Below are 3,934 nucleotides of genomic sequence, written 5' to 3' on the forward strand. Positions count from 1 at the left end.
CTTCTCATGACCGCGCCCCTTCTTTCCGTCCGCGACCTGACCATCCGCTTTGGCGCCTTCGAGGCGGCCAGGAAAGTCAGTTTCGATATCGCGCCGGGCGAGACGCTGGCGCTGGTCGGCGAAAGCGGATCGGGCAAGTCGGTGACCGCATTGTCGGTGCTCAAGCTCCTGCCGCCCGCGGCGAGCCTTACCGGCACCATCCATCTCGGCGCGCAGGATCTCGTCGCCGCCTCGCCCGCACAGTTGCGCGGCGTGCGCGGCAATGATGTCGGCATGATCTTTCAGGAGCCGATGAGCTCGCTCAATCCGGTCCATACCGTCGGCAAGCAGGTCAGCGAAGTGCTCGCGACCCATCAGGGCATGCGCAAGACGGCGGCCCGCAAGCGCACGCTTGAGCTCTTGGCCGAGGTCGGCATTCCCGATCCCGAAAGCCGCATCGACGACTATCCGCACCAGCTCTCGGGTGGCCAGCGCCAGCGCGTCATGATCGCCATGGCCCTTGCCAACAACCCCAAACTGCTGATCGCCGACGAGCCGACCACGGCGCTCGACGTGACCGTGCAGGCGCAGATCCTGGCCCTGCTCAAGAAGCTCCAGCGCCAGCACGGCATGGCGATGCTCTTCATCACCCATGACCTGACCATCGTGCGCAAGATCGCCGATCGGGTGGCCGTGATGACCAACGGCGAAATCGTCGAAACCGGGCCGACCGCCGAGATCTTCGCCCATCCCCAGCACGCCTATACCAAAAAGCTGCTCGCGGCAGCGCCCAAGGGTGCGCCGGTCCTGCCGCGGTCCGGCGCACCGGTGCTCGTTGAAACCAAGGACCTCAAAGTCTGGTTTCCGATCAAGCGCGGGCTGCTGCGCCGCACGGTGGGACATCTGCGCGCGGTCGATGGCGTCGATATCACCATCCGCAAGGGCGAGACGCTGGGCGTCGTGGGCGAAAGCGGCTCGGGCAAGTCGTCGCTGGGCTATGCCCTGCTGCGGTTGATCCCCTCCAACGGCAAGATCGTGGTTCTCGGCCAGGACGTGTCGCAGCTCTCGACCCGCGCCATGCGCCCCATGCGGCGGCACATGCAGATCGTGTTTCAGGACCCCTTTGGTTCGTTGAGCCCGCGCCTGTCGGTGGGCGAGATCATCGGCGAAGGCATGGCCGTGCACATGCCCCGGCTGACACCAGCCGAGCGCGAGGCACGCGTCATCGCCGTGCTCGGCGAAGTGGGCCTCGATCCCAATGTGATCAACCGCTATCCGCACGAATTCTCCGGCGGCCAGCGCCAGCGCATCGCCATTGCCCGGGCACTCGTACTTGAGCCGGATTTCCTGGTGCTCGACGAGCCGACCTCGGCACTCGACATTTCCATTCAGGCGCAGGTGATCGACCTGCTGCGCGACGTACAGCGCCGCCGCGACCTGACCTTCCTGTTCATCAGCCACGACCTCAGGGTGGTGAAGGCCCTGGCGCAGTCACTGGTGGTGATGCGGCACGGCAAGGTGGTCGAAACCGGTCCCGCCGCCGCTATTTTCGCGCGCCCGCGCGATCCCTATACCAGCCAGCTGATCGCCGCCGCTTTCGACATCGAAAGTCCCGGATTGTCCTCGGCCGAGCAAAGCGACTAACCTCAGCCAATTGAAAAGCGGAGCCAACACATGAAGCGCTCGAACCTGATCTCGACCCTTCTCGCCTCCGGGCTCGTGGCCCTCGGCCTTGCCCTTCCGGCTCTTGCCCAGACCCCGACCGGCGTCTGGGTGAATTCTTCGAGCCTCACCGAGCCCCCGAAATATGCCGAAGGCTTCGCTCACTTTGACTATGTCAATGTCGACGCCCCCAAGGCCGGCACCGTGCGTCTCGGCAGCCGTGGCGGCTTTGATACCTTCAACCCCATCCTGCCCAAGGGCGAGGTCGCCAGCGGCATCGGGCTCATCTACGAAACCCTGCTGACTCCATCGCTCGACGAGGTGAACACCTCCTATGGCATGCTGGCCGAAGCGATGAAGGTCGCCGACGACTATGGTTCGGTGATCTTCCGTATGGACCCCAAGGCGCGCTGGCACGATGGCGAGCCGGTGACCGCCGAGGACGTCGTCTGGTCCTTCGACAAATCGAAGGAATTGAGCCCGGTCTATGCCCAATACTACGCCAATATCACCAGTGCCGAAGTGACCGCCCCCGGCGAAGTCACCTTCAAGTTCGACATGACGGGCAATCGCGAACTGCCCCAGATCCTGGGCCAGTTGCTCGTGCTCCCCAAGCATTGGTGGGAAGGCACCGACGCCAACGGCAAGCAGCGCGATCTCGGCGCCTCGACGCTCGAGCCGCCGCTGGGCTCGGGCCCCTACGAAATCGCCAGCTTCGAAGCCGGTCGCTCGGTCAGCTACAAGCGTGTCGAGGACTATTGGGCCAAGGATCATCCGACCCAGATCGGCTACAACAATTTCAACGAGATCGACTACGAATATTACCTCGATGAATCGGTCTGGTTCGAAGCCTTCAAGGGCGACCAGTTCGACTGGTGGAGCGAATATACCGCCCGCCGCTGGGCCACGGGTTTTGACTTCCCGGCTGTTGCCGATGGTCGCGTCGTCAAGGAAGAATTCCCCCAGGACTACAACGGCCGCGGGGAAATGGTTGGCTTCATCCCCAACCTGCGCCGCGAGAAGTTTCAGGACCAGCGCGTGCGCGAGGCCCTCAACTACGCCTTCGACTTCGAAGAGCTGAACAGCACCATCTTCTATAACCAGTACGCCCGCGTGAATTCCTACTTCTTCGGCCTGCCCTTCGCCGCCAAGGGCCTGCCGCAGGGCGAAGTGCTCGATATTCTGGAAAGCGTGAAGGACCTGGTGCCGGCAAAGGTCTTCACCGAGGAATACACCAACCCGGTCAACGGCGATCCGACCAAGCTGCGCGAAAACCTGCGCAAGGCGCTCGGCCTGCTGACCGAGGCCGGTTACAAGCTCAACGGCACCCAGCTCGTTGACGCCAAGGGCCAGCAGCTCAGCTTTGAAATCCTGATGCACCAGCCGACGCTCGAAGCCATCGCTGCCAACCTGCAGCGCAATCTGGGGCAGATCGGTATCGCCGTGACCGTGCGCATGGTCGACACGCCGCAATATATCAACCGGCTGCGCAGCTTCGACTATGACATGATCTATGCAAGCTGGGCCCAGTCCTACTCGCCGGGCAACGAACAGCGCTTCTTCTTCGGCTCGAAGAGCGCATCCGAAGAGGGCTCGCGGAACTATGCCGGCATTGCCGATCCGGGTGTGGACGCGCTGATCGACAAGCTCGTCGCCGCCAGCGACCGCGACACGCAGCTCGCCGTGACCGAGGCGCTCGATCGCGTTCTCCTCGCCCACGACTATGTGGTTCCCGGCTATTCCCTGCGCTATTCGCGCACCGCCCGCTGGGACCGTTTCGGGCAGCCGGCAACCCTACCCGAATTCGCCAATGGCTTCCCGTCCATCTGGTGGTGGGACGCAGAGCGGGCCGCAAAGACCGGCGGCGCGTCGCAATAGTCCGAGCCGAATGAAAGGCGGAGGGAGCTCGCGCTTCCCCCGCCTGCCCTGTCACGACAGTGTCGTGGCGTCCGTGCAGTTATCCGCCCGCCTCACACGGGCGCTGTTACTACAAGGACATTTGGGCATGACGAACACCATCACCCGCCGCCTGGCACTGCAACTTCTCGGTTCCGCTGCCGCCCTGCCCTTCATTGCCTCGGCCACTGCGGCCCTGGCGCAGGAAGCCGCCGGCCGCATCATCGTGCTGTCCGATCTGCACTCGGCCTATGAACGCACCGCCGAACTGCTGGCAACGCTCGAAAGCGAAGTCGCGAGCAATCCCGTCCCCCACCTCGTCCTGATCAATGGCGACGTGTTCGAACTGGGCAATGTCGTCGCCGTGCGCTCTGCCGGGATCATTGACTGGGCCTTC

General features: G+C 63.8%; 3 protein-coding genes. All 3 read left to right on the forward strand.

Annotated elements, in window-relative coordinates:
• Nucleotides 1-6: 6 nt before the first annotated feature.
• A complete protein-coding gene (locus J0I64_RS02885) occupies nt 7-1,623 on the forward strand; it encodes an ABC transporter ATP-binding protein (RefSeq protein ID WP_291406121.1) in 1,617 nt (538 codons plus the stop codon).
• 30 nt (nt 1,624-1,653) lie between these two features.
• Nucleotides 1,654-3,519, forward strand: coding sequence for an extracellular solute-binding protein (locus tag J0I64_RS02890; protein ID WP_291406119.1), 1,866 nt, complete (start codon nt 1,654-1,656; stop codon nt 3,517-3,519).
• 127 nt (nt 3,520-3,646) lie between these two features.
• A partial coding sequence (locus J0I64_RS02895) for a metallophosphoesterase (RefSeq protein WP_291406120.1) occupies nt 3,647-3,934 on the forward strand: 288 nt, incomplete at its 3' end.

It is taken from the genome of Devosia sp. (assembly GCF_017307565.1).
Classification (GTDB): Bacteria; Pseudomonadota; Alphaproteobacteria; order Rhizobiales; family Devosiaceae; genus Devosia.